Annotated in this window: 21 protein-coding genes; 8 read left to right on the plus strand and 13 right to left on the minus strand. The window is 43.5% G+C overall.

Translation table 11 applies throughout. The annotated features are described in order from the left end of the window. The first annotated feature begins 17 nt into the window (after positions 1-17). From PCAR9_RS12060 to gtfA, 3 genes are all read left to right on the plus strand, one after another. Positions 18-1787: a flotillin family protein gene (locus PCAR9_RS12060; protein WP_179983805.1), complete on the plus strand. Its 1770-nt coding sequence runs from the start codon at positions 18-20 to the stop codon at positions 1785-1787. Positions 1788-1978: 191 nt separating this feature from the next. Beyond that, on the plus strand, positions 1979-2158 hold the full coding sequence (locus PCAR9_RS12065) for an oxidoreductase-like domain-containing protein (RefSeq protein WP_179983806.1): 180 nt from the start codon (positions 1979-1981) through the stop codon (positions 2156-2158). A 387-nt stretch (positions 2159-2545) separates the two neighbouring features. After that, positions 2546-4042: a sucrose phosphorylase gene (gene gtfA, locus PCAR9_RS12070; RefSeq protein WP_179983807.1), complete on the plus strand. Its 1497-nt coding sequence runs from the start codon at positions 2546-2548 to the stop codon at positions 4040-4042. 140 nt (positions 4043-4182) lie between these two features. On the opposite strand, the gene PCAR9_RS12075 is transcribed toward gtfA, so the two are convergent. After that, entirely contained in the window at positions 4183-4605 is a 423-nt protein-coding gene (locus tag PCAR9_RS12075; RefSeq protein ID WP_232091186.1) for a winged helix-turn-helix transcriptional regulator, read from the minus strand. A gap of 197 nt (positions 4606-4802) precedes the next feature. Here PCAR9_RS12075 and PCAR9_RS12080 point away from each other — a divergent pair, with 197 nt between their 5' ends. Together PCAR9_RS12080 and PCAR9_RS12085 are read left to right on the plus strand one after the other, a co-directional pair. After that, the gene (locus PCAR9_RS12080) at positions 4803-5792 is read left to right on the plus strand and encodes a YhdH/YhfP family quinone oxidoreductase (RefSeq protein ID WP_179983808.1); all 990 of its coding nucleotides are present in this window, start codon (positions 4803-4805) and stop codon (positions 5790-5792) included. Positions 5793-6039: 247 nt separating this feature from the next. Further along, positions 6040-6687, plus strand: coding sequence for a peroxiredoxin-like family protein (locus PCAR9_RS12085; RefSeq protein ID WP_179983809.1), 648 nt, complete (start codon positions 6040-6042; stop codon positions 6685-6687). 110 nt (positions 6688-6797) lie between these two features. Here PCAR9_RS12085 and PCAR9_RS12090 read toward each other — a convergent pair whose 3' ends face one another. From PCAR9_RS12090 to PCAR9_RS12100, 3 genes are all read right to left on the minus strand, one after another. Further along, entirely contained in the window at positions 6798-7700 is a 903-nt protein-coding gene (locus tag PCAR9_RS12090) for an SDR family oxidoreductase (protein ID WP_179983810.1), read from the minus strand. Positions 7701-8093: 393 nt separating this feature from the next. Next, entirely contained in the window at positions 8094-10163 is a 2070-nt protein-coding gene (locus tag PCAR9_RS12095; protein WP_179983811.1) for a catalase, read from the minus strand. A gap of 283 nt (positions 10164-10446) precedes the next feature. Beyond that, entirely contained in the window at positions 10447-11460 is a 1014-nt protein-coding gene (locus PCAR9_RS12100; RefSeq protein WP_179985223.1) for a zinc-binding alcohol dehydrogenase family protein, read from the minus strand. A 99-nt stretch (positions 11461-11559) separates the two neighbouring features. Between PCAR9_RS12100 and PCAR9_RS12105 the strand changes: the two genes are divergently transcribed. After that, positions 11560-12486, plus strand: a complete 927-nt coding sequence (locus tag PCAR9_RS12105) for a LysR family transcriptional regulator (protein WP_179983812.1) — start codon at positions 11560-11562, stop codon at positions 12484-12486. Positions 12487-12507: 21 nt separating this feature from the next. Here PCAR9_RS12105 and PCAR9_RS12110 read toward each other — a convergent pair whose 3' ends face one another. From PCAR9_RS12110 to PCAR9_RS12125, 4 genes are all read right to left on the minus strand, one after another. Next, entirely contained in the window at positions 12508-12987 is a 480-nt protein-coding gene (locus PCAR9_RS12110) for an invasion associated locus B family protein (RefSeq protein ID WP_179983813.1), read from the minus strand. A gap of 56 nt (positions 12988-13043) precedes the next feature. After that, complete coding sequence (locus tag PCAR9_RS12115; protein ID WP_179983814.1) at positions 13044-14297, minus strand: nidogen-like domain-containing protein; 1254 nt, start codon at positions 14295-14297, stop codon at positions 13044-13046. A 173-nt stretch (positions 14298-14470) separates the two neighbouring features. After that, positions 14471-15979, minus strand: a complete 1509-nt coding sequence (locus PCAR9_RS12120; RefSeq protein WP_179985224.1) for a S10 family peptidase — start codon at positions 15977-15979, stop codon at positions 14471-14473. A gap of 332 nt (positions 15980-16311) precedes the next feature. Beyond that, positions 16312-16908 (minus strand): acyl carrier protein phosphodiesterase, encoded by a 597-nt coding sequence (locus PCAR9_RS12125; protein WP_179983815.1) that lies wholly within the window; start codon positions 16906-16908, stop codon positions 16312-16314. A gap of 196 nt (positions 16909-17104) precedes the next feature. Here PCAR9_RS12125 and miaE point away from each other — a divergent pair, with 196 nt between their 5' ends. Both miaE and PCAR9_RS12135 read left to right on the plus strand, forming a co-directional pair. Continuing rightward, the gene (miaE, locus tag PCAR9_RS12130) at positions 17105-17887 is read left to right on the plus strand and encodes a tRNA isopentenyl-2-thiomethyl-A-37 hydroxylase MiaE (RefSeq protein WP_179983816.1); all 783 of its coding nucleotides are present in this window, start codon (positions 17105-17107) and stop codon (positions 17885-17887) included. A gap of 209 nt (positions 17888-18096) precedes the next feature. Then, positions 18097-18696: a Yip1 family protein gene (locus PCAR9_RS12135; RefSeq protein WP_179983817.1), complete on the plus strand. Its 600-nt coding sequence runs from the start codon at positions 18097-18099 to the stop codon at positions 18694-18696. 86 nt (positions 18697-18782) lie between these two features. Here PCAR9_RS12135 and purF read toward each other — a convergent pair whose 3' ends face one another. The 5 genes from purF to accD all read right to left on the minus strand — a co-directional run bounded on the left by purF (position 18783) and on the right by accD (position 23812). Next, entirely contained in the window at positions 18783-20306 is a 1524-nt protein-coding gene (gene purF / locus PCAR9_RS12140; protein ID WP_118493769.1) for an amidophosphoribosyltransferase, read from the minus strand. Positions 20307-20320: 14 nt separating this feature from the next. Continuing rightward, on the minus strand, positions 20321-20809 hold the full coding sequence (locus tag PCAR9_RS12145; protein ID WP_179983818.1) for a CvpA family protein: 489 nt from the start codon (positions 20807-20809) through the stop codon (positions 20321-20323). 157 nt (positions 20810-20966) lie between these two features. Further along, positions 20967-21590, minus strand: a complete 624-nt coding sequence (locus PCAR9_RS12150) for an SPOR domain-containing protein (RefSeq protein WP_179983819.1) — start codon at positions 21588-21590, stop codon at positions 20967-20969. 45 nt (positions 21591-21635) lie between these two features. Further along, entirely contained in the window at positions 21636-22967 is a 1332-nt protein-coding gene (folC, locus tag PCAR9_RS12155) for a bifunctional tetrahydrofolate synthase/dihydrofolate synthase (RefSeq protein WP_179983820.1), read from the minus strand. Beyond that, positions 22967-23812, minus strand: coding sequence for an acetyl-CoA carboxylase, carboxyltransferase subunit beta (accD, locus tag PCAR9_RS12160; RefSeq protein WP_179983821.1), 846 nt, complete (start codon positions 23810-23812; stop codon positions 22967-22969). Before accD ends, folC begins: the two co-directional genes overlap by 1 nt. Positions 23813-23961: the final 149 nt, after the last annotated feature.

A 23961-nucleotide genomic window follows, 5' to 3' on the forward strand; every position in this document is an offset into this window, starting at 1 on the left:
CTAAAAGAGATAAAAGTATGGATACAATTCAACCATCTAACTTGCCGTCAATACTCTTTATTGCCGGTGCTATCGTTGTAGGGCTTATTGTTATAGGCCTTATATTTGCCAAACTTTATACCCGTGCGACCAAAGAAACTGCGTTCGTAAGAACCGGTCTAGGCGGTGAAAAAGTGATAAAAGACGGTGGCGCTTTGGTTCTACCTGTTGTTCACGAAATTATTCCGGTGAACATGAATACCCTTCGTATAGAAGTAGAGAAAATACAAAAAGACGCGTTAATCACTAAAGATCGTATGCGTGTGGATGTAAAAGCCGACTTCTATTTGCGTGTAGCACCGAATGCCAACGGCATTTCAATGGCTGCGCAAACGCTCGGTACTCGCACCACCCGCGCTGAAGAAGTCAAAAAATTAATGGAGTCGAAGTTTGTTGACGTATTACGTGCCGTAGCTGCTGAAATGAGCATGACGGAAATGCACGAGCAGCGCGCTGATTTTGTACAAAAAGTTCAGCAGAGTGTTGCTAACGACCTTGAGAAGAACGGTTTAGAACTTGAATCGGTAAGTTTAACTGGCTTCGATCAGACAGACCTTCAGTTCTTTAATGAAAACAATGCATTCGATGCTGAAGGCCGCGCTCGATTGACCAAAATCATTGAAGAAAAGCGCAAAGAAACGAACGACATACAGCAAGAAAACCGTATTTTCATTGAGCAGCGTAACCTAGCTGCCGAGAAACAATCGTTGGACGTAAAACGCGATGAGGAAGAAGCCCGCCTGGCGCAAGAACAAGTACTTGCTTTTAAGCGCCAAGAGCAAAAAGCTGAAATTGCTAAACAGCGTGAAATGAAAGAACGTGAAGAGCGCGAAGCAGAAATTGCTAAAAACCGTGCTATCGAAGCGGCAGAAATTGAGAAATCTCGTGAAATAGAAACTCAGGAAATCGCCAAGCGCCAGGCGCTAGAACAAGCGCGCATTCGCCAGCAACAAGAAGTTGAAGTTTCAGAGCAAGTGAAGCAAATTGCTGTTGCTACCAAGTCGGAAGAAGAGTCTGCTGCACGCGCTAAAGCTGCCGAAGCTGAAAAGCAAAAGGTGGAAAAAGAAGAAGCAGTACTTACCGCTAAATCGGTAGCAGAAGCTGAGCGTAAGAAGCAAATTGAAGTTATCGATGCTCGCAAAGAGGCGGAGCGTGAAGCTGTAGGTATAACTGTTGAAGCACAAGCTAAGAAAGAAGCGGCTGAAAACTCTGCTGCCGCAATTCTTACAGAAGCCAAAGCTGCAGCTGATGCTAAAATGCTGCAAGCCGACGCGGACGAGAAAGTGCTTGCCGTTGAAGCGCAAGGTAAACAAGCGCTTTACGAAGCTGAGAATACGCTCAAGACCGAACAAATTGAGCTACAAAAAGCCCTTGCGATGCTTAAGGTATTACCTGAACTTGTTGAGCAAGCGGTTAAGCCTCTTGAAAACATTGAAGGTATTAAAATTTTACAAGGCTACGGCCAAGGTAGCGGTGCAAAAGGTGAGCATACCATTGCAACCTCGGGCAACGGTTTGGCTGAGCAAGTAACACAGGCAGCGCTAAATTACCGTGCTAACGCCCCACTGGTAGACTCTATGCTGCGTGAAGTAGGTTTAGTCGATGCCGACAATGGCTCTTTAGCAGACTTGGTTACCGGCAACAGCGATATTTTGGCAAAAGCAGGCGCAGTCAAGCCCAAGCCGGTTGTAGCTGCACCAGAAAACCTAAATGGCCATACAGCGCAGGACAGCCAACCTATTGAATAACGCTCACTAGAAAAATAGTACACTATGATGAGCTAAGCCCTGTTATTTAACAGGGCTTTTTGTTTTCGGGCGTTTTTGCGAGTAATATTATGTTTTGCAGCTTTAATTTCCAGCACTTAGATCGACGTTGAACATAAAGAATACTCTTAGTGCATAGGCATATTTGAATAAAGAAGGCAGACTAAATTGTTATGAAGTCGCTACCTGAAGAGCCGGAAAAACCATTAAGAGACGATTGTTGCGGCGGTGGTTCGTGTTGCCCATGCATTTGGGACGTGTATTTTGAAAAACTTGATAAGTGGAAAGAAGCAAAGCGAGAATTCGACGAACTAAATAATAGTGAGTCATCAAACACCGGGGCACAGGAGTAACGGTTCGTACTCGTTCTTGGGATTATCGTGTTCGCTATTACTATTACCTACTACTAGGGAGCCCTCAAACTCGCTACCTTGCTCTAATATATGCGGGAATTATGCGTGAATAAAAACGCCGCATTGCAGTTTAAGCGTTCCATTTTTTAAACTTCTCATTTACAAATATTCCTTCTACTGCTATTTTAACTTAATCGATTAAGATTTTACTTTACCGCGTATTACAATCATATTGAGTTACACCACGGTAAAAGATTAAGAATTAAGCTAAGCCTTTTATACGGTCAACTATAAGCCTGTCAGGCTGGTAGTGCTTAACCCGTAGGAATGTGTACTTGCGAACAAGAGCAGTACGAGCTAGCGCATGCTGAGTTTTGGAGAATTATCATGTCTATACGCAATGGCGTTCAACTAATCACCTATGCTGATCGATTAGGCGATGGCAATATCGATAGCCTGACAGCAATACTTGAAGGTCCATTAAATGGCCTGTTCACCGGTGTTCACATTCTTCCTTTTTACTATCCTTACGATGGTGAAGACGCAGGTTTTGACCCTATTGACCACACGTCAGTGGATGAGCGCTTGGGCGATTGGAACAGCGTTAGAAAACTGGGTGAGTCTGTAGATATTATGGCTGACCTTATTGTTAACCATATGTCTGGACAAAGCGAGGCGTTTAAAGACGTTTTGAAAAACGGGCGCGAATCTACCTATTGGCCACTATTTTTAACTAAAGAAGATATTTTTAAGGGTAATGACCCAGCGCAAATCGACGAACAAATAGCAAAAGTGTTCCGCCCTCGCCCAACGCCATTTTTTAGCGATTATGAAGTAGGCACAGAGACTGGTAACCCAGAGACGGTTCCATTCTGGACCACTTTTACCTCTAATCAAATCGACATTGATGTAGAGTCACAGCTGGGCAAAGACTATCTATCATCTATTCTTCAGTCATTTACTGAAAGTAATGTTGACCTTATACGACTTGACGCAGCAGGCTACGCCATAAAACGCGCAGGCTCGAACTGCTTTATGCTTGAAGAAACCTTTGAATTTATTGAAGAGTTATCAAACCGAGCGCGTAACATGGGCATGCAATGCTTAGTAGAAATTCACAGCCACTATCAGACTCAAATTGATATTGCCGCACGTTGCGACAGCGTCTACGACTTTGCTTTACCACCACTTGTACTGCACACCTTGTTTACTAAAAATGCAGACGCATTGGCACACTGGCTTTCTATTTCGCCACGAAACTGCTTTACCGTACTTGATACCCACGACGGTATTGGGATTGTCGACGTTGGTGCAAGTGGTGACAAACCTGGCCTTTTAAGTGCTGAAGCAATTAACGCACTTGTAGACCAAATACATGAAAACTCTAACGGTGAATCTAAGAAAGCCACAGGCGCAGCGGCGAACAATGTCGATCTTTACCAGGTTAACTGCACCTATTATGACGCATTGGGTAAGGATGATTTCGCCTATTTAGTTGCTCGCGCTATTCAGTTCTTTAGCCCGGGTATTCCTCAGGTTTATTACGGTGGCTTACTTGCGGCCCATAATGATATGGAACTACTCGCCAACACCAATGTTGGTCGTGACATTAACCGCCCTTATTTGTCTTCCACTATGGTCGAAGAGGCAGTTAAAAAGCCAGTAGTTAAAGGCTTAATGCAGCTAATAACCCTAAGAAACGAAAGCGATGCCTTTAATGGCACGTTTGACGTAAATTACAGTGATAATGTTTTGACTCTGTCTTGGGCAAATGGCAACAATGCAGCGTCACTACACGTAGATTTTAGCGTGATGGACGCGACTATTAAGACAGTTGCAGACGGTGAAGAAAGCGTATTGTCTATTAGTTCGTTAATCGCTTAAGTCATAAAATACAAGACTACTAAGGCGAGTACTGCTGATCTGCTCAGTACTCGCCGTTCTTAGCCGTCCTTACCTAATTCGCTGTTTAACGTTTTCATTATTTTCAGCTAAAACAAGTTTATTTGGCAGCCTGAGTCGCATTATCTGTAGTTATCGTTGTAGGCCCTACCCCAATCACATAGCTGTCGTAGAGTTGGCTCTAACGTGCGACCTAATTCAGTAAGTGAGTACTCCACACGAGGAGGTACTTCAGCATACACCTTCCGGTTAACCAAGCCATCGCGCTCTAACTCTCTTAACTGCTGAGTAAGCATTTTTTGTGTGACGCCTTGCAAACGTCTTCGTAATTGACTGAAACGTAGTGTTTTATGACAAAGGTGCCACAAAATAACGCCTTTCCATTTACCACCGATAATCTCAAGCGATACCGCTACACCGCAAATGTATTGCTTAGGGTCGTTTGAGCTTTCACTAGCGCACTGTTTTGCATTCGCGGCGTTACCTTCGACTTTAGTAATCGTATCGCACGGCTCTGTTTCTACACTTTTCAAATTTGTTCCCATTTCGCCCTCTCAGCTCAATCAAGCAAAAGATACTGCTTCAATATCAGCTCGCCTTTTGCAAAAGCACACAAGCGAAAAGCTAAATATAACTCCAATAGTATCTTTTAGGGTACTACCATACTAAAAAGTGTATACTTGCACAAACTTCATATATAGTCACAATGGGCAGTGTAAATTTTCGACCAACGGAGACAGGTATGACATCGTTTAAGGCTTTGCTTGTAGAAAAACAGGAAGACAAATCATTTACTCGCTCCATCACGGAGCGTTCACTTGATGATTTGCCAGACGGCACGCTGCTCATCAAGGTTGAGTATTCATCACTTAACTATAAAGATGCCTTGTCTGCGACAGGTAACCCTGGTGTCAGCAGAAATTTTCCCCATACCCCTGGTATCGATTCAGCGGGCACTGTGGTGTCATGTGATGACGGCCAGTTCAAAGAAGGCGATGAGGTTATCATCACAGGTTATGACCTTGGCATGAATACCTCCGGTGGCTTTGGCGAGTACATCCGTATACCCAGTGGATGGGCGGTACCTAAGCCAGATGGCCTTACGTTAAGGGAATCTATGGTTATTGGCACTGCTGGCTTCACAGCTGGGCTATCAGTACAAGGGTTAGTTGAACACGGCATAACACCTGATAAAGGTGATATCTTGGTAACGGGTGCTACAGGTGGCGTGGGCTCTGTGGCAGTTGCACTACTAGCCAAAGCTGGCTTTTCTGTAGTGGCATGTACCGGCAAAAAAGAACATGAGTCGTTCTTGAAAACTCTCGGCGCAAATAAAGTAATAACTCGCGACGAGTTGTTAGAAAGTAAAGAGCGCCCTATGTTGAGAGAGCTATACGCGGGCGCTGTCGATACTGTAGGCGGCGAATACTTAGCGCAGGCTATAAAAGCCACCCAGTATGGTGGTTCGGTAACGTGTTGTGGGCTGACTGCTTCTGCCGATCTTAATGTAAGTGTATTTCCCTTTATCTTACGCGGCGTGTCTTTGCTAGGTATCGACTCGGTGCAATGCCCCATGCCGCCTAGATTGAGGCTATGGGATAAATTAGCTAGCGAATGGAAACTAGACTGTCTTGACGATTTAACTGAAGAAGTTTCGCTAGATGAAGTTAGCCAAAAAATAGATGCCATATTAAAAGGCGAGCTGTCAGGCAGAACATTAGTAAAGCTTTAGCCTGTTGAACGAAGTGGCTGCCGCAATGGCAGCCTTGTACATTAACTAAAAACAACGCGACATTTATAGAAACCTAACAGTGTTTATGCTGACAGCCGAGCCTGCCTGTGCATTTATCGCAAAGGTACTACGACACTATAGTAACGGGGAACAAACAAGGGTATTACCTGTCAACTATCAAGTGCTTAGTCAAATCATTAGCACTAATTTATAGCTGCTAAAACCATAAAATAAGGTCAGGTACTCTATGTCATCTCTTAAATCGCAAACTCAAGCAAAAGTCGACGCAGGACGAAAAAACAACCCGGCCTTTATGGAGGGTGTTGATAGAGAAATCGAAAAGGCGCGTACATTCCAGCAGGGTGAAAAGGCGCTTGATATTAATTGCACTGCGCCGGATTTCACGCTTCCCTCTGCAACGGGAGAGTTATTTCAGCTATCCGAGGCGCTAAATAAAGGTGCAGTGGTACTCACGTTCTATCGAGGCAGCTGGTGTCCATATTGCAACTTACAGCTAAACGCACTGCAAAATATCAATGGCGAAATTAAAGCGTTAGACGCGCAACTAGTCGCCATTAGTCCAGAGAGCCCCGACAGCAGTTTAAGCGCGGAGCAAATCAAGCAGTTACCTTTCACTGTCTTATCTGACCAGGGGGCAAAAGTTGCTGCTACGTATGGCGTCGCGTGGGAAGTGCCAGAATTTTTACTTGAGCATATGCTTAACGACCGCCAGCTTGACTTAGAAGCAATTAATAATGGGAATAGCAATATCCTCCCTATACCCGCAACATTCATCTTAAATAAAGATGGCCAAGTTATTTGGCGCTACGTTGATGTAGATTATAGAACGCGAGCCGAACCACAAGAAATTATAGAAGCTCTTCAAAAGGGTTAACTAGACCCGCAGTGTTTGTGTACAGGTAATAATTTGAAAAAGGGGCGTTATGTTACGCCCCTTCTTTGAATAATATCTTTTTAGAAAATAAAATCTCTTTCAAAAAATTATTACGGAAGATGTTTCCCGCCTGTTACGCCTAGTATTTCGGCAGTGACATAGCTAGATTCCTGAGACGCTAGATACAAATACGCCGGCGCAAGTTCTGCAGGCTGCCCTGCACGGCCTATAGGCGTATCTTCACCAAAGTTAGGAAGCTTACTCGGTGCTTGCCCACCACTTTGCTGTATGGGTGTCCAAATGGGTCCAGGGGCAACGCCGTTCACTCTAATACCTTTTTCTATCAACATTTTAGCGCACGACTTGGTAAACGAAGTAATAGCACCTTTAGTTGATGAATAATCCAGAAGGCCGGGTGAAGGCTGATAACACTGAATAGATGTAGAATTGATAATGCTACCACCTGGGGGCATATGCTTAGCTGCTGCTTTGATAATCCAAAACATAGCGAAAACGTTAGTTTCAAACGTAGTTCTAAATTGCTCGGTAGTGATATCCTCAATATTTTCAACAAACTTCTGCTTGCCGGCGTTATTTACAAGAATATCGAGACCGTCCAAAAAGGTGTTCGCCTCTTCCACAAGGGAAACACAGAAGTCTTCGTCTTTAATGTCTCCGGCTATGCCCTTAGCTTTTACGCCTGCTTCTTCTAGAATAGCAACGGTTTTATCACCATCTTCCTGTTCAGAGGGAAGGTAATTAATGACGACATCAGCGCCTTCTCTAGCAAAAGCGATGGCAACTGCTCTACCTATGCCGGAATCTCCGCCTGTTATCAGCGCTTTTCTCCCCTTCAGCCTATCGCTCCCTCGATAAGTATTTTCGCCATGGTCAGCTGACGGGTCTAATTTTTTATCTAATGCAGGATCCGGTTGGTCATCGTTGTAATGGGTTCCATCGTTATCATATTGAGTACGAGGGTCGGTCATTGTGTATTGGTCTTGCTTTGACATATTTGTTCCTCCTTAATGAAAATACACACTCTTATGGGTGCATGACCCATGCCGAAGGAACAAGATATTAAAGATTCGCTCATTGCAACCAAAAGCATCACGAAAGGCATAGGCAATTGAATTAAAACAAAAAAATTCAAATTTAATTTCTATTTTTAGAATATAGATAACAGTAAAACTGTTTTAAGATATTGTTGTCAGTAAAACATTCTTACCATTGAAAAATAAGTACAGAACCACCGAGATTTAGAGTTATTTAGTGTCCTTAAAAAGAAGTGCTCTTAATTTTAACGTAGTTCAGGACTGGTCAATTACAGGACGGGGGCACATAATAAAAAAGGGCGCCCAAGAAAGCGCCCTTCTATTTAATTTTAAACAAGTACAAAGGCTGGGTTAAGATCTAGCCCAGTAACGAATACTACGTAATGTCTTAATAAATTCGTCTGCTGACTTTTGTTTAAGGTCCACAAAACCGTCATCCATCATGCTATCTAAGCCAACTGCCTTGATAAGTGGCATTGCAGCATCTGTGTAGCCGATAAACTTGTTGTGAGCAAACGCATCTGAAACAAAGTCTTTTGCTTCAGGCTTGCTAGCTAACTTTTCGGCTCCTGACTTAGACATCAACAACAGAACTGCATCGTACAATACTGACGGTCCGCCATCGACCTTCTGCTGTGCATCTACTGAATTGCCTTTATCGCACGTAACACCGCCAATCTGCGGTGCAACAATCTCGTACATAGCGCCTTCATTGTCTAAGGCGGTTTTTACATTACCAAGTAATTCACCGTCAAGTTCATCACTTACTAAGATACCCAGCTTTCTACCTTTAAACGTATCCGGCGCATTCTTCAAAATACTTAACGCATCGGATTCAGCAAGATCTTCTCTAGTTTCCATTGCAGCCTCTGCTGGCTCTGGCATTTCGCTAAAACCTAGCGCTTCAGCAACCGCTTTAGCCAAATCCTTATCAACATTTAGCAGATGTGAAACAACTCTTTCACGAATGGCTAAACGCTCTACTTTAGATAGCTCAAAAGCGAATGCATCGCGAATATGCTCCTTCTCAGTCTCAGTTTGACTAATATAAAACTGACGAGCTTGGCTGTAATGGTCAGCAAAAGTTTCTGAACGATGTCTAACCTTTTCACCAGAAACCTCTTCATTATGTGACTGGAATCCATGAGCAGGACACGCGCGCGGATTATCTTCATCAGCTTCCCAAGAATTCGGTTCGTAATTGGCGCGCCCTTTCGGATTATGCATCGCCATGTGGCCGTCTTGCTGGAAGTGACGCATCGGGCATTTAGGCGCATTTATGGGTAGATGAGTGAAATTGGTACTACCTAAACGTTTTAGCTGCGTATCTAGATAAGAGAAATTACGCCCCTGCAATAGTGGATCGTTGGTAAAATCTATGCCAGGTACAATGTTTTGTGTACAAAATGCAACTTGCTCAGTTTCAGCGAAGAAGTTATCTACCACCTTATTAAGTACCATTTTACCTACAATTTTTACTGGTACTTGCTCTTCTGGAATAAGCTTGGTTGCGTCCAAAACGTCAAACTCAAAATTATCTGCAAACTCCTGGTCGAATATCTGCATACCCAACTCCCATTCTGGGAAGTCACCAGCAAGAATAGAGTTCCAAAGATCCCGACGGTGAAAATCTGGGTCAGCACCGTTGATTTTGAGTGCTTCGTTCCACACAACTGATTGCATGCCCTGCTTCGGTTTCCAGTGAAACTTCACATATTTCATTTCACCCTTAGCATTTATCAGTTTGAAGGTATGAACGCCGAAACCTTCCATAAAGCGGAATGAACGTGGAATAGCACGGTCTGACATAGCCCACATAAGCATGTGAACAGACTCTGGGCTTAAACTTGCGAAATCCCAGAAATTATCGTGCGCGGTTTGCGCTTGTGGAAAACCTCGGTCAGGCTCTTGTTTAGCCGAGTGAATCAGATCTGGAAACTTGATAGCATCTTGGATGAAGAAAACAGGAATGTTGTTACCAACTAAATCCCAATTGCCCTCTTGGGTATAAAATTTGACAGCAAAACCACGTACATCTCGCGCTAAATCTGGAGAACCTTGGTTACCCGCTACGGTAGAAAATCTAGTGAATACTGGGGTCTTTTTGCCTTTTTCTTGAAAAATATCCGCACAAGTTATATCCGAAAGTGACTCATACGTTTCAAAGTAACCGTGGGCGCCATAGCCCCTTGCATGAACTACCCTTTCTGGAATGCGCTCGTGGTCGAAATGAAATATCTTCTCACGCATTACGTGGTCTTCTAAAGCTGTTGGTCCGCGTACACCAGCTTTCAACGAGTTCTGGTCATCATGTACAGGGCAGCCTTGGGCTGTCGTCATAGTCGGATACCCATCCCCTGCTTTTTGATGTAATTCGCCGCCTTTTCCCTTGTTTCCTTCATATTTGAATGATTCAGCCATGATTTTTCCTTGTCATTTAAGATTGAACACATTTCACATTGTTTTTAATGCTATGCGTACCCTCTACAGCAAGTTAGATTCCATGGATTAAACCATTAATTATCAATCACTTAATAAAATGACAGCTATATGAGTCGTCACTTTTACAAAAAGGCTAGAAAGTTTTACATGATTTGAGGCAAGGCTTAGGGCAGTCATTTCGCCCTAAGCCAATGTGGCTAAATCGCTTTTAATTTCGCGTTGGAAAAGCGAATTAACGAATCAGGTAAATGGAAGTAAGAGGCTAAAAACCTTCTAGTACAAGCTTACCAATTGCGCGCCCTTCTTCCAGAGTTTTGTGCGCCTCTATTAGGTTGGCAGCATTAATTTTCCCCAAGTGTTTGCCTACGGTAGTCTTAATTTTACCCTTATCGATGAGCCCTGCTATGTGAGCTAGAAGACGACTTTGTTCTGCCATATCATCAGTTTCAAACATAGAGCGGGTGAACATGAACTCCCAGTGTAACGACAAGCTCTTTTGTTTAAGCTTTGCTACATCCAAACTTTCTGGGTCGTCAATTAATGCAAGCTTACCTTTCGGTTTCATCACCTCTACATAAGTATCGATATACTGGTGGGTATTATTTAAACTTGCAACGTGTGTCACTTCACCAATTTTTAACGATTTAATTTGTTCTGCCATGGGTTTACTGTGGTCAACCACGTAATCGGCACCTAATTCCTGCACCCATTGTTTAGAGCTTTCTCGCGATGCAGTAGCTATAACCGTTGCACCCGTAAGCGTTTTGAGAAGCTGAAGCATAATAGAGCCCACACCACCAGCCGCGCCTACGACAAGCACCACTTCGTCACTTTGTTCGTCCTGCTGCTTAAGGGCAAGATGGTCAAACAATAACTCATAAGCAGTAATTGTTGTAAGCGGAAGCGCTGCTGCGTCACTATCAGATAAAGACTTAGGCGCTTTACCGGCAATGCGTTCGTCGACCAGTTGAAATTCAGCATTTGAACCGGCTCGGGTTAGATCGCCAGCATAGTAAACCCTGTCGCCTACCGTAAATTCGGTAACATCAGCGCCAATATCAACTACTTCACCTACTGCGTCCCAGCCTAGTATCTTGGGTTCTCTGCCCTCTGGGTTTACTCGCTGCCTAATTTTATAATCAACTGGGTTAACCGCTATAGCGCTTATTTTTACAAGCAAGTCTCTACCTGAAGCACTAGGTTTATCGACTTCTAAGTCCATCAATACATCAGGTTCATTTATATCGAGCGAGCGGGTATAGCCAATAGCTTTCATCATTCGTTTCTCCTTTAAGTAATATTTCCATCATACCCTTGATTAAATTTGCATAAACAGCACAATAATAGAAACATTATCAAATGGTTTTTGAAAATCATGTTACTCGATGACTTGAATGTTGTAATAAAAGTAGCCGAATTTAAAAACATTACGGCAGCAGCAACTCATTTAAATATGCGAACCGCAACGGCAAGTGCGGCAGTTAAACGCGTAGAGCAAGCGCTTGGCGCTGAGTTGTTTGTTCGCACAACCCGTTCTCTCAGGCTTTCTTCTGCAGGTGAACGTTTCCTTCCAACATGTGAACAAGCCATGTCGATGCTGACTACCGCCAAGCAGAACTTAAAAGGTGATACCGGCGTTATTGAAGGTGAACTAAGGCTTGGGTTATCGTCTGACCTAGGCCGCAATGTGATTGCCCCTTGGCTTGACGATTTTATGGAAGAGCATGAAAAAATAAGCGTTAAGATCAATTTAAATGACAGTAATATCGACTTCTATCGCGACCCAATTGACTTAGCTTTACGTTATGGCTCGCCTGACGATGCGAGCGTTTACGGGTTTAAGATATGTGATGTACCACGCTTACTTGTTGCCTCTCCGTCTTATATCAGCACTTATGGTGCACCTAAAAACTTCGAAGACCTGCAAGGTCACAACGGCCTTTTTTATCAGCTGCACGATAAAGTGTATAACGAATGGGATTTCGTACACGGCGATAAACCGGTAAAGGTAAAAATGCAGGGCAACAGGACAGCCAATGACGGTGAAATGGTAAGAAGATGGGCTGTAGCAGGGAAAGGCGTCGCCGTTAAATCAAGTTTAGATACCTGCGACGACATCATAAATGGTCGGCTTGTTACCTTATTGCCAGACTACCAACCGAAGCCCACGCAACTTTGGCTTATTTGCCCAAGCCGCCAGTCTATTACACCAGCGGTTAGGCTATTACGAGACATGCTAAAAGCGCGCTGCGCCGAGTGTTTAGCGCAGCTCAAAAAAGCAGGCGTACATACTAAAACTTAGCTTAATCATGATGTGTTACGCTTATCGCTTCACTCTTGAAGTAAGCTGTTTGTATGCTTCGTCAAAGCCAGCTAATGATATGGGTAGGGTAACTTGCTGGTTCTCAGACTTTTGAAATGCGACTAGCATGGTTCTACCGTTATTCATTTGGTCTAAAAGCTCACTATCTATTTTAATTATACTTTGGCAAGTCTTTCCATCACACCCGGAAAAGGGTACTTGTAATGGAGCAAAGTCATCTATTTTTACTCCGACCCCATTTTTAGTAAGCGTATTTTTAGGTAGCTTTATTATTAAAACGGGGAAATTCTTTGAATAAGAATAATCAACGTTAACGCCCAATAACACCTTAGTTGCTTTTTTATCTTTGGCAACAAGTTGGCTAAGCGTGCACACTGAAGAATCATTGCACAGTAAACTCCAACTTTCATAATTGCTCGTTGTTACAGCCCATGAAGAAAACGATGCGAGTATCGAACTAACTAACACTAAATATTTCACTTCTACCTCTTAACGAAAATGGGGAGCTTATGCTCCCCTTATCATAGTTATTTTTACTATTTACGCTTTCTTAATAGGAAAGTGCTGAATAGCGCACCTAGCATAAGGAACAAGGTACTAGGCGCAGGAACTTGGGTCGGGTCTGGTACGAATACAGTAACTGCATTTTGGTTCATATTAATAACACCTGAACCATCGAATGTTAAGCCAGTTACAAACGCATCTGGCGTAGGTTCAAGCATATTCGAAACGTCAATCCCCATAATTCTGAAGCGATCTACAGGTGAAGTGAAGTCGTACTCTACACCTCCAGTAATATCTGTATTTGTGTCTATCCAATCCATAACGCCATTGTCCCAAAGGAATAGGTCAAACAGGTTGTCATCATAACCTTCTGGCAAAAGAACCGAAGCGATATTTGGGCCACTATTTACAATGTAGTCATAGCCTACTGCTACGTCTGGATCGATGAAAACAAGTTCGTCTGGATCATCAATAGAAAATTCAAATTCATAGTCAGTCGGTGTTTCTGGATTAACAATTGGCAATATAGGGTTTTCTGGATTATCACCTGGTAACACACCATCACGAATAGCAAATTTCCAAATTCCAGGCGTGCCCGTATTGCTGTTACTTTCGTCTATATCAGCAATAGCTGCAGTTTGAGAACCAGGTACCGTGAAAAAGTTTTCGCCATCGCCTGCGTCATATCCCGCTTGAGCAGGAACACCGTCCGATGCTTCTCCTGAAGTCCAGCCGATATCTTCATATCTAAACTCAACATCGAAATTACCTGCACCAGTGTCTTCTCTATCGATTAGCACTAACTGAAACGTATTCGTAGGATTACTGTTTGATGCAAAATAGCCTACATCGTTCCATGTTACAACGAGCGTATCTTCGTTCGGCGAGCCAATGAATACCTCACCGCAATCGTCACAGCTAGTATCCACATCCCCCCAGAAGGGCGCTATCATAGGCTGATTAGTGTTTGGAAAAGGTACAGGCGTATAGCTACTGACGGCGCTATTAAACGTAATATTACCGTTGTTGTTAATGAAGAATCTATCGTATGAAGTACCAAAGAAATTTACGCCGCTATCAAAACCAAGCGCTTCGTAAGTGTTAAATACGATTGGGCCCGAAGAACCATCGTCGTTACGCTCCATCGCTAGGCTACCAAATCCGCTTTCTGTAGAGCCTTCCCATCCTGACAGGAGTACAGAAGCATTGGCAGAGGTACTTGAGACAGAAAATGCTAACGCGGCACTTGCAAGCAGAGATAATCTAAAACGCGAAGGTTTACTCACGGGAACGTCCTTGTAATTAATGTTAATTAAATTTTTTATATATCATCAAGATGTTAGCAAACTCCAGGCCAAATAATTTTCCCATTAAAAATCAAAAAGATAAAATAATCTGAATTTATAAATTAAATCATATGTAAAAGAAACCGACATCCCTGTCCTGCCTTTCAGTTGTACTATCGCTTGTATTCAGCAGGTGCACCTTTACTAGGTGTGCTTGCTTTAATGAATTCACGTAGGTCTTGGTTAGACTGTTTCAAGTCATCGCGACGTAGGTACATCATGTGTCCGCTGCGATAACCTTTAAAGCTTAAACGGTCTTTTAAAGTGCCACTTTGATCTAGCTGCCACATGGTATATTTGGCATCAAAGTAATTCGTTGCACCATCGTAATAACCCGCTTGAATCATTACATTTAGATATGGATTTTGCGCCATGGCTAATCGTAAATTCTGCCCCGTTTGATTGTTACTTCTATCCCACGGATGCACGTTTCCGAACATGTTGTACTTAATGTCGGTTTTGTAGTTTAACTCTTCACGCAAATAGTAATTAATAGCAGGCGTGAAGGAATGTAGCCATGAGGTCAATTCAGCCCAATAGTCAGGGCGATCGCCACTTTGCTTAGCATCTATACCCAAATAGCGACTATCCAAACGGCCTAAGGTCTTCCCTTCGTCTCGCAATAAGTCTTTCCAGAAGAAAGCTGTGCTTACATCTAAGTTATTTTGCGCAATAGACGCTTCGCTTAAACCAGAATAACGCGCCATTTGTTTTAGTACATCACGCTTCTCTGTATCACTAATAAAGCCACCTTTAGCGAGTGCCGGAATAAGCGTGTTGATAGTGAAATTTTCAACTTCGGGTAAGAGTTCAGTTAGGTCTTTATTTTGCAGTTCTGGTTCAAGTTTATTGTGATACCAAGCAGCAGCGGCAAAATAAGGCAGGCGATTGGCGGCCTTGACTGGCCCGTTGCGCTCAATGCCGATGTCTGTTGGTGACACCAATACGACGCCGTTTAAATACATCCACTGGCGATTTTGAAGTTCTAATGCTAGGCCTGAAACCCGTGTTGTTCCGTAACTTTCACCGATAAGATACTTAGGCGAACGCCAGCGATTATTACGTGTAACAAAGGTATTCACCCAGTCGGCCAAATAGCTGATATCCGCGTTTACGCCAAAGAACATCTTCTTTTGTTCATCCTTCGACGGCATGCTGCCATCAGCTTTCGGCAGTACTCGGCTGTAACCAGTGTTTACCGGGTTAACAAATACAATATCAGCAACATCTAAAATAGAATAAGGGTTGGTTTGAACGCCATAGGGCTGAACAGGGTAACCTTCGTTATCAATATTAAGAATACGTGGGCCTGTGTATGCTACATGCATCCACACTGACGCAGAGCCCGGGCCGCCGTTGAAAGAAATGATAAGCGGGCGCTTTGTATTATCTTTGACGTCGGTTCGCTTGTAGTACGTATAAAATAAAGTGGCAACCGCTTCGTCTTTACTGTTCCAAACCGGTTGTGTACCTGTCGTTGCGCTGTACTTTACGCGTTTGCCAAGAATTTTGGTTTCATGCTCCGTTACTACACTACTATCAATTTTAATTGCGCGAGCGTGAGAGGCCGAGCTTTCCTCTTGGGCTGAAGCACCGGTTGTTAAACCGATGAAAGTAATCATAACTGCCATTAGCCACGCTGATGGACGGTGAGTTGTTTTAGCGCGCGCTAGTAAACGGTGAATTTGTGATTTGTGTTTTAAGTTAACCTGACTGAATAACAGGTCTCTTGTATTTCTATTGAAAGAGAGATGATTTTTCATTTTTTCGTCTTTTGTGTGTCGTTAGTTTTTGGTTTTGTATTTGTTGAGCGCAAGCTAACCTGTTTTTCATACAGACCATCATTGCACTATATTTGAGACTCTATCAATTAAGACTATATCGCTGTTAATAAGTGAGCTTAACAATCAACGATAGAACTACCAATTTCTTCGATACGTTTCTGTTATGGTGACTAACCCTTATCGATATTTTCAGGGCCCCTGTCTTTTATATGAGCGATGAGGTCTGGGAAAAATGTCATAAATCTCGCTTCTATTTCCTTTTTATTCGCACTTATATCATCTACCACGTGATGAAAAGTGTTCGCAAACCGAATTCGTTTAGCAACAACAGAGATGGCCCTAGCAATACCCTCTTCTTTGGCATAATCTTCAAACCAATCGTGGGTTATCATGTGCCCTACGCTATACTGCATTGCCCTTGGCATAGTGGGCAGTCTCTGTTCTAGCAAGGAAAAACTTTGCTCTCGAAATTCATCAAAGCTTTGCGACGTGAACGTTGACCAATGCTTTATCAGCAAATGGTCGAAATAGATATCTAGCGCCACAGGCGCAAATCGCCTGCGCTTTTTATCAAATAGTTTTTTTGCAGCCAAAACACTGTCGTGACTATCCGTAAACTTGTCCACTTCGTAGTGGTTTTTTAGACCTAGCTGAACCGCTTTTCCATAGGTATTTATATCAACACCACGCCTGAAATCGCCAAGTAAATTACCAAAGTGGGAGTCGGCAGTAGGAAGCGCTAAAAAAAGGTGAGCAAGGTAATTCATTTTGTAATTTAGTGGCCTCTATTTTAAGTTGTAACGGCTTACGAGTATCAAGTAAAATCGGTGCTTAGTTCAGAAGCATCGAATTTGTATTACCTCAGTCTAGGGCGCGCACAACTGCCTTGTCGACATTAATGTTGGAAGTTTGACAAATTCAAATGTAACTGAAAATTCGTAGCACTTAAAACCGAGTTTCAACATGTCTGTAATATCTTCTTCTGAAGTCACTTCTCTTCTGTCCCCCGTCGATGATTTTCTACATTGCGAGACGCCGCAGTCGTGGATTGAGGAAGCGCAGAAAGAAGAAAACCTACGGGTTATTCTTACTGATCACTTAATTTGTGAACTTAAAGCAGCGCAGTCCGCTATGTATTTACTTCGTCGCTATGTGGCTGATGAGGAAACGAGTAAAGTATTGCTTGGCTGGCTGAAGCCCTATGAAGACTTCACCTACCGCCATGAGGGCGATTGGCAATTGCTAAATACTAAACACCTGTCTAAAAACATCTTTAATGTTGAAGGTTTAGATCCCTTTAAAAAAGACATGTTAGATAAGATGGTCATGCTTATTAAAGAAGAGCTTCACCATTTTTATCAAGTACTCGAAATTATGCACGAGTTAGGCTTTGAATATAAGTCAGTGACATCAAGCCGTTATGCGAATGGGTTGTTACGTCACGTGCGCACTTACGAGCCTGAAAAGCTGGTTGATAAGCTTATTTGTGGCGCTTACATTGAAGCGCGCTCATGCGAGCGTTTTGCCAAACTCGCGCCCTATGTTTCCGAAGGTTTAGGCAAATTTTATGTGTCGCTGTTACGCTCAGAAGCCAGACACTTTGAAGATTATCTTACCCTTGCCGAGCAAATCGCCAAAACCGATATTTCAGAGCGCGTCGCTCATTTTGGAAGTGTTGAAAAATCACTTATTGAAAGTGACGATAAGGAACTGCGTTTCCACTCCGGCGTTCCTCAATCCAACTAGCACCCATAGCCGTTTATAAATTAATCAATTTTTATTGACGGCTTTGCTTTTCTGCTGCACACTCAGATTGTAAACATATTGTTAATGGCAGTGTTTGACGCCTTGCGGCGTGTTCGTGTTTTCTTAGTTTTACGGTTTGTCCGTGTGTTTACCCTGCCTCACAACAATATTCTTTAAAATAATAACGTTGGTGAACAAGGCGGGACATTATGATTTTAAATCATCTAATTGGTATTTACACTCACCCAAGAGAAGAATGGCAAACCATTGATACCAAACACGAAACCTATTTTTACGCGCTTACCCACATTGCTTTTATTGCACTTATTCCTTCCCTCGTAGCCTATTATTCTAGTGCGCATACAGGGTGGAGTATTGGTGCTGGAGACATAATACGGCTAAGCGAGAATACCGCTATTCTGATGGGTATCGGTATGTATTTTGGCTTAATTGCTGGTGTTGTGGCGCTGGCAGTGTTAATTCATGAGTTGGCTAAAGCGTTCGATGCAACACCTACGTATACCCAGTCACTAGAACTTGCGGCTTATACTGCGACACCATTATTTATGGTCGGCTTTGCAGGTCTTTATCCTGAACTATGGGTAGTGATGACGGCACTGCTAGTGGGTATTAGCTACTCAGTTTACCTACTCTATTCCGGCGTACCTATTTTGATGCATATGCCAGAAGACAAAGGTTTCATTTACTCAAGCTCGGTAGTCACATGTGGGCTGGTTTTACTGGTTATTTTAATGACAGGCTCGGTATTAGTGTGGGGATTAACTGGCGGGCCAGTGTTCGTGCACTAAGGCTTTCAGTTATACACAAGATAGGATTGTAAAAAGCCGCTCTAAAAGCGGCTTTTCTCGTTCACTATCAACTTATTTCAAAGATGCTAATCAGCAGCATCAATGTTATGTACATCAAGGTTACTCAGTTCAGCTTGCACCACAGGTGCTTTTCTTGCTGCCTCACCCCGCGACATATCGATGCGCTCAAGATACTCCTGGTTGATATCGGCAGTGATATAGTTACCGTCAAATACTGATGTTTCAAAACGCTGAATCGTATCATTCTCTTCGCGAACGGCTTCAACCAAGTCAGAAATATCTTGGAAAATAAGACCGTCTGCTTGAATAAGCTCTGCAATCTGATCGATTTCTCGTCCGTATGCGATTAACTCATTTGCCGAAGGCATATCAATACCGTATACATTCGGGAAGCGAATTTCCGGTGCCGCCGACGCAAAGTACACTTTCTTTGCACCAGACTCTCGGGCCATTTCAATAATCTGACCCGATGTAGTACCGCGTACAATAGAGTCATCTACAAGCAATACACTTTTGCCTTTAAACTCAGATGAGATGGCGTTTAGTTTACGACGCACTGACTTTTTACGCATGGTTTGGCCAGGCATAATAAAGGTTCTGCCGATATAGCGATTTTTAACAAATCCTTGGCGATAAGGCAGTTCAAGTGTGTTCGCAATTTGCAGCGCTACATCCATCGACGTTTCAGGAATAGGAATAACTACGTCGATATCAAGATCTGCCCATTCACGCTTAATTTTTTCACCTAGCTTGCGGCCCATGTTTACGCGGGATGCATAAACTGAAATACCATCAATAAAGCTATCTGGACGAGCAAAGTATACAAACTCGAAGATACATGGTGACGTTACCGGGTTCTCGGCGCACAATCTGGTATGAAGCTGACCTTCTTCGGTAATAAATACCGCTTCACCTGGCATTACATCGCGAACAAATTGGAAGCCTACAGCATCTAACGCAACGCTTTCAGAGGCTACCATCCACTCTTCACCTAGTTCGCTCATACGCTTACCAAGTGCAAGCGGACGAATACCATGGGGGTCACGAAAAGCTACAATACCCTGACCGATAATGGCTGCAACTACAGCATACGCACCGCGTATTTTCTTATGAACTTTAGTTACCACTTCAAATATGTGTTCAGCGCTTACGCTTAAGCCTGCTACCTGCTGTAGTTCGTGAGCAAGGATGTTAAGCAATAGCTCGGAATCTGACGTGGTATTAATGTGACGGCGTGCTATGCGGAACACTTCTTCTTGTAACTCATGTGCATTGGTTAAGTTACCGTTGTGAGCAAAGGCAATACCAAATGGCGAGTTTACATAAAATGGCTGTGCTTCCGCAGAGCTTGACGTACCCGCGGTTGGATAGCGAACATGACCAATACCCATGTTGCCTGATAACCTTTTCATATGACGCGTATGGAAAACATCTCGAACCAAGCCATTTGCCTTACGCAAATTAAACATATTTTGGTCGATAGTCATAATGCCTGCGGCATCCTGTCCACGGTGTTGAATAACCGTTAGACCGTCGTACAGTGACTGAGCTACGGGCGTTTTACCAACTATTCCGACTATACCACACATGTGCGTTACCTATTTCAAGCGGGATTTAAGAAACTGGAGGAGTCTTTCACATAACTGAAAAACCACTCAATGATGACACCAAACTCTGGAATGAGCACCGATGCTTGCCACCAATTAGAGGAAGCGGCGCCGGTGAAGGTATCCATAAAAAAGAGCAATGCGCTAACTATCAACACGCCACGCAGAGCACCAAAAACTATACCAAGGGCCCTGTCTGTGCCAGACAACCCCGTTGCTTGTACCAATTGGCTTATGACGTAATTGATCATGCCGCCCAGAATGAGCGTTGTAATAAATAGCGCAGCGATTGCAGCGCCGTTTTTCAGATAAGGATCGTCAATGGCTGTAAAGTAAACTGCAAGGTCAGCGTAGAAATTACTTGAAATAAAGAGTGCAGCAAACCACACCACTAACGAGATGGCTTCTTTAACAAACCCTCTAATAAGGCTTATTAAGGTAGATACCGCAATGATACCCAGTATGGAAAAGTCTACCCAGTTCATCGTCTCTTTATTGCGTTGATGTTGCTTTTTGTGATGAAGCAACGAGCCTTTGGCGAGATGGCGCGCATTCTAACAGAAGATAGAAATATTACTAGTCTGTAATGCAATCCGTGACACTTCCTTTCAGTAAGCGTGGTTCAAGTAGAAAGAATTCGCCCTACTCAACTTTGAACGTGGTGACTTTCCCTTTGAGTTTCGTTAGCTCTTTCAAATGGGGAAGTGCCGATTCCAGTTTCTTTTTGTCTAAATCAGGGCCTACAAAAACTTTATTGAGCGGCCCCGAGCTGGTTTGAATTTTGCGACTGAACGCGCGATACCCAGCCCTTTCTAGCTTTGCCAACAATGCCTTTACGTTTTTTTCATGACGAAAGCTGCCAAGCTGAATAACCCAGCCTGCGTCATCATCGGCAGTAGCACTTTTCGTATCAACAACCGTTTGGCTCGCTAGCTCGTCCTTTTCTTCAAATGCTTTTGGCACTGGCGCTTTAGCAGCAGTAGCTTGGTCAGTACTTTTGCTGTCATCAGTACTTGAAGCAACCAGCTCTTCATCTAACGCTGTTTCATCTTCAATCTCCACAGCCGCAACCGCAGCTTTCGCTACCCGCTCTGATGGGAAAGATTCAGGCTCTACGATGGGCTTTTTAGGTGGGTTTGCAGGAACAGAGACAAAGGGCTCTCTGTTCGTTTGCTTCTTGCCATCAAGAAAGTCTGGTAAAAAGATAACCGCTAGGGCGACAACAATAATTGTCCCCACCAGTCTATTCTTTAATGCCGATGTCACTGTGCTCTCCTGCTTGAATACACGGTTTTACTTACAATGCGCGTGTTAGTTTTGCTCAGCAAGTACGTCTGCAACGGTAACAAAAGAACCAAAAACGAGAATAAGTTCACCAGTTTGATAATCTGCAAGCGCACGTTGATATGCTGAAGTCACGTCTTGAAACGTATCTATATTCTCTATGGTTGTGCCGGCATTAACAAGTGCATTTTCAAGTACTTCTGCACTGCAACCTCGCGGCCCACTTGTTGAAGCTAAGTACCACTTGGCGTTAAGCCCTGAAAGAGGCGCCAAGGTTTCAGCAATTGACTTATCTTTGAGCATACCCACAACAACGCGCATCTGGCTAACATCGTAACGATTTAGCCACTCTTGCATGGCCGTGGTAGCTTGTGGATTATGGGCGACATCTACGACAACAAGAGGCGATTCACTAATTGTTTGTTGGCGACCCGGCATAGTGGTATTTTCGATAATGTCCCTAACCACGCTTTCTTCGGGCAGTAAGTCTAAAAGCTCAAGTGCTGCTAATGCTGTGCTTGCATTTTGTAGAGGGATTTTGGGATAAGGTAACGACGCGTAGCTGTTACTCTTTCCTTTCCAGCTCCACTCGTTGTAGTCACTTGCCACTACTGTGACGAAGTCTTGCGTGGCCCAGCGTACGTTTGCCTGTAACTCATTAGCCACATCGTAAAGAGAAGATGGCGGAAACAGTTCACCCACTACTGCACTACCATTTTTACGCATAATACCGGCTTTCTCACGAGCAATTTTTTCCCGTGTATTGCCAAGCCAATCCTGATGATCAAGGTCAATAGTCGTAATAACGGCAAGATTAGGGTCTATAATGTTCGTAGCATCCAAGCGTCCACCTAAACCAACTTCAAGAATAACTACATCGACTGCCCATGGCTGCATCATTTTCATTGCAGCGAGCGTACCAAATTCAAAATAAGTTAAGGTGATGGGTTCGTCAGCATTGCTCTTTCGCGCACTTTCTACAAACTCAAAAGCATCGACAAATTCACTGGCAGGCGGTAATTCGCCATTGTAACGCACCCGTTCACGGTAATCGGTTAGATGAGGTGAGCTGTATACCGCAACACTTTTGCCTTGCGATAACATGGCTTGTTCAAGCAAGCGGCAAGTTGTGCCTTTCCCATTTGTTCCTGCGACGGTAATAACCAGCGACTGACTGAGCGATAATGCCATGGCGTTAGCCACTTCTTTCACTCTGTCTAGCCCCATATCGATGGCGCTAGGATGAATAGATTCTAGGTAGGATAACCACTGACTCAGGCTTTTTTGCGAAGCTGAAGGCGCAGAGGCGCCTTCTTTATTTGGCACTGAGCCAGGTTTTAAATTGTTTTCGTTATTCACTAATTCTTGTAATGCAACTTAACCAACAGGCTGTGTAATCTATCACGCATATCTCTGCGGTCAATGATCATATCAATTGCACCTTTCTCAACAAGGAATTCACTGCGCTGGAAACCTTCCGGCAGCTTTTCTCTTACTGTTTGCTCGATTACGCGAGGGCCCGCGAAGCCAATAAGCGCCTTTGGCTCTGCTACGTTTACGTCACCAAGCATTGCCAAGCTTGCAGATACACCACCCATTGTTGGGTCGGTAAGCACACTAATATAAGGCAAACCTTTTTTGCTCATCTTAGCAAGCGCTGCAGATGTTTTAGCCATTTGCATTAGTGACATAAGCGCTTCTTGCATACGCGCACCACCACTTGCACTAAAGCAAATTAGCGGCATATCATTTTCTAAACATGCATTAACAGCGGCAACGAAACGTGCACCTACTACTGAAGCCATTGAACCGCCCATAAACGCAAATTCAAAACATGCAACGACGACAGGCATACCTTTTAACTTGCCCTGCATTACCACTAGGGCATCTTTTTCGTTAGTCGACTTTTGCGCTGCGACAATACGATCTTTGTAGCGTTTAGAATCTTTAAACTTAAGTACGTCTTGCGGCTCGTGCTCTGCACCTAACTCAACGCGATCGCCATCGTCTAAGAAGGCATCGATGCGACGGCGCGCAGTAATGCGCATGTGGTGGTCGCATTTAGGGCAAACTTCCTGAAGTTTTTCCAGTTCGCTCTTATACAGCACGGCTTGGCATGAACCACACTTTGTCCATATACCTTCTGGCACATTACCTTTGGTTGAAGTTTGCGTGCGAGGAAGAATTTTTTGAATCCAGCTCATGGAAATTGAATCCTTTGTTTTTGTTTGCCGACCATGACGATTAATGTTTGTTCATACTTGTGGTCAACAACACATTAAATTTTTAAGTTTCATACTGTATTACAAAGAAAAAATACGTAACACAATAGAACAGCTACCTAATATAGCGC

The sequence above is a fragment of the Alteromonas macleodii genome, assembly GCF_903772925.1.
GTDB classification, from domain to species: Bacteria; Pseudomonadota; Gammaproteobacteria; order Enterobacterales; family Alteromonadaceae; genus Alteromonas; species Alteromonas macleodii_A.

Bases quoted from the DNA above. Each gene is read 5' to 3' on its own strand.
- PCAR9_RS12060 (WP_179983805.1), top strand. From the start codon at position 18: ATGGATACAATTCAACCATCTAACTTGCCGTCAATACTCTTTATTGCC.
- PCAR9_RS12065 (WP_179983806.1), top strand. From the start codon at position 1,979: ATGAAGTCGCTACCTGAAGAGCCGGAAAAACCATTAAGAGACGATTGT.
- gtfA (WP_179983807.1), top strand. From the start codon at position 2,546: ATGTCTATACGCAATGGCGTTCAACTAATCACCTATGCTGATCGATTA.
- PCAR9_RS12075 (WP_232091186.1), bottom strand. From the start codon at position 4,605: ATGGGAACAAATTTGAAAAGTGTAGAAACAGAGCCGTGCGATACGATT.
- PCAR9_RS12080 (WP_179983808.1), top strand. From the start codon at position 4,803: ATGACATCGTTTAAGGCTTTGCTTGTAGAAAAACAGGAAGACAAATCA.
- PCAR9_RS12085 (WP_179983809.1), top strand. From the start codon at position 6,040: ATGTCATCTCTTAAATCGCAAACTCAAGCAAAAGTCGACGCAGGACGA.
- PCAR9_RS12090 (WP_179983810.1), bottom strand. From the start codon at position 7,700: ATGTCAAAGCAAGACCAATACACAATGACCGACCCTCGTACTCAATAT.
- PCAR9_RS12095 (WP_179983811.1), bottom strand. From the start codon at position 10,163: ATGGCTGAATCATTCAAATATGAAGGAAACAAGGGAAAAGGCGGCGAA.
- PCAR9_RS12100 (WP_179985223.1), bottom strand. From the start codon at position 11,460: ATGAAAGCTATTGGCTATACCCGCTCGCTCGATATAAATGAACCTGAT.
- PCAR9_RS12105 (WP_179983812.1), top strand. From the start codon at position 11,560: ATGTTACTCGATGACTTGAATGTTGTAATAAAAGTAGCCGAATTTAAA.
- PCAR9_RS12120 (WP_179985224.1), bottom strand. From the start codon at position 15,979: ATGATTACTTTCATCGGTTTAACAACCGGTGCTTCAGCCCAAGAGGAA.
- PCAR9_RS12125 (WP_179983815.1), bottom strand. From the start codon at position 16,908: ATGAATTACCTTGCTCACCTTTTTTTAGCGCTTCCTACTGCCGACTCC.
- miaE (WP_179983816.1), top strand. From the start codon at position 17,105: ATGTCTGTAATATCTTCTTCTGAAGTCACTTCTCTTCTGTCCCCCGTC.
- PCAR9_RS12135 (WP_179983817.1), top strand. From the start codon at position 18,097: ATGATTTTAAATCATCTAATTGGTATTTACACTCACCCAAGAGAAGAA.
- purF (WP_118493769.1), bottom strand. From the start codon at position 20,306: ATGTGTGGTATAGTCGGAATAGTTGGTAAAACGCCCGTAGCTCAGTCA.
- PCAR9_RS12145 (WP_179983818.1), bottom strand. From the start codon at position 20,809: ATGAACTGGGTAGACTTTTCCATACTGGGTATCATTGCGGTATCTACC.
- accD (WP_179983821.1), bottom strand. From the start codon at position 23,812: ATGAGCTGGATTCAAAAAATTCTTCCTCGCACGCAAACTTCAACCAAA.